We start from the raw sequence: 503 nt of genomic DNA on the forward strand, positions 1-503 counted from the left end.
ATTTAATCCGCCCCTCTACCGAAGAGAGGAGAACTCTGGTAAAATAGAACTATCAATTCACAGGCGGTGCAGAGAAATGAAAAAGCAACAAACTTTTACGGATATCGAATATAGCTGCAGAAAGAAGAAAACACGGCGGGAAGAGTTTCTGGAAACCATGGACGAGATTATCCCGTGGGAAGAGTGGGTCGGTATCATTGCGCCGTATTATCCCCACGGCAAACGGGGACGTCCACCCATGGGCATAGAACGGATGCTGCGGATGTATCTGCTGCAGATCTGGTTCAACCTTTCCGACCCGGCTACCGAGGACGCAATCTATGACAGCTATGCCATGCGTAAGTTTACCGGCATCGATTTCATGACGGAGAATGTCCCGGATGAGACGACGCTTTGCAAGTTTCGGCACCTGCTGGAAAAAGACGGGCTAAACAAGCTGTTTTTTGACGCCATTAACCGCGTCATGGTAGCTACCGGCCACATGATGAAAGGCGGCACAATTG

1 protein-coding gene is annotated in these 503 nt (G+C 49.7%); it reads left to right on the plus strand.

The window, feature by feature from the left end; genetic code table 11:
• Positions 1-76: 76 nt before the first annotated feature.
• A partial coding sequence (locus CAFE_RS00860; RefSeq protein ID WP_166525036.1) for a transposase occupies positions 77-503 on the plus strand: 427 nt, incomplete at its 3' end.

Source organism: Caproicibacter fermentans, assembly GCF_009746625.1.
In the GTDB taxonomy this organism is placed as follows: Bacteria; Bacillota; Clostridia; order Oscillospirales; family Acutalibacteraceae; genus Caproicibacter; species Caproicibacter fermentans.